Raw genomic sequence first — 1,444 nt, 5'->3', positions numbered from 1 at the left:
GGGCAGAACCCTCTGCCCTCGTCCCCATCTCTTTGAACAGGCGCCGTGGCTCTTCGAAGGCTGAACCCTGATGTTGGCATTCGGACAGTCGGACAGTCGGACAGTGGTAATTTCTTCCTGCTGTCCGGCATGCGCGCGGGGTCGGCACGCGCGCTCCCCTGAAATCTAAAGCCCGCCTCGGCGGCCTTCCTTTTGAATTCGACCCTCTTCGGTTGACAAAAACGACTTGACGAATCCGCACATGGCAATTGATGCTAGTCTACGATTTATTCGATGGAACACTGCGCTTTACTAAGAGGCGCAGCCATGCTCACGGAACCCGCAATCTGCAACAAGAAACACAAATCCGCGCGCCATCTGGCATCTTGATCAGTGGGGAGAAGCAGCCGTGACCCGGTGGATCGACCGAATAATTCAGGCGGTCTGGATGTGTTTCTTCGTTGCGCTGATGACGCTGTCGAGCCGGTCGAGCGCCCAGGAGCCACCGCCGCAGCCGACCTTCAAGCCCGAGGAGATCGAGGCGCTCGTGGCGCCAATCGCGCTCTATCCAGACTCGCTTCTCTCTCAGGTACTAATGGCGTCGACCTATCCGCTCGAGATCGTGCACGCGGCGCGCTGGGTCAAGTCTAATTCAAACCTCAAGGGTGATGCAGCGGTAAAGGCGGTACAGGGCCAACCTTGGGACGTCAGCGTGAAATCGCTCGTCGCCTTCCCGCAAGTACTCGAGCCAATGAACGACAAGCTCGACTGGACCCAGAAGCTTGGAGATGCCTTCCTCGGGCAGGAGAAGGATGTGCTCGCCGCCGTTCAGCGACTGCGCTCGCGTGCGGAGAACTCGGGCAACCTGAAGTCCAACGCGCAGCAGAAAGTGATCATCGAACCCGCGCCGGGTGGCGGCCAGGCCACACAGACCATCGTGCGCATCGAGCCGGCGAATCCGGAGGTGATCTACGTGCCGGCGTATAACCCGACCGTCGTGTACGGCGCTTGGAGTTATCCGACCTATCCTCCGTACTACTGGCCGCCGTCCCCGGCCTACTACCCGGGCGCCGCGCTCGCCACCGGATTTGCGTGGGGCGTCGGGCTCGCCGCCGCCGGCGCGATCTTCGGCAACTGCAACTGGGGTGGCGGGGACGTCAATATCAACGTCAACAAGGCCGCCAATATTGATCGCAACTTCGATCGCACCAAGGTCGAGGGCGGCAAATGGCAGCATGATGCGAGCCATCGCCAGGGAGTCGCCTATCGCGACAACGCGTCCCGCAAGAAGTATTCGAACGACGTCCCTGGTGCGGGCGCGCGCGGTGACTACCGTGGCCGCACGAGCGGCACAGGCGACCGCGCCGCTGCAACCGACAGGGCCGGCGCAGGCAATCGCGCGGGCGGAGCTAATGCCGGGGGCGCAGGCAATCGTGCGGCAACCTCGGACCGGTCCAGCCTCGGG

The 1,444-nt window shown here is 62.3% G+C and carries 1 protein-coding gene; it reads left to right on the top strand.

What is annotated here, in order from left to right:
• Positions 1 to 388: 388 nt before the first annotated feature.
• Positions 389 to 1,444, top strand: a 1,056-nt coding sequence (locus AWB67_RS37690; RefSeq protein WP_374729896.1) for a DUF3300 domain-containing protein, incomplete at its 3' end; no start/stop codon positions are given.

This window comes from Caballeronia terrestris (genome assembly GCF_001544515.1).
GTDB lineage: Bacteria > Pseudomonadota > Gammaproteobacteria > Burkholderiales > Burkholderiaceae > Caballeronia > Caballeronia terrestris.
The sequence above is the reverse complement of the archived record's forward strand: the minus strand, read 5'-3'. Positions and strand labels throughout refer to the sequence as shown.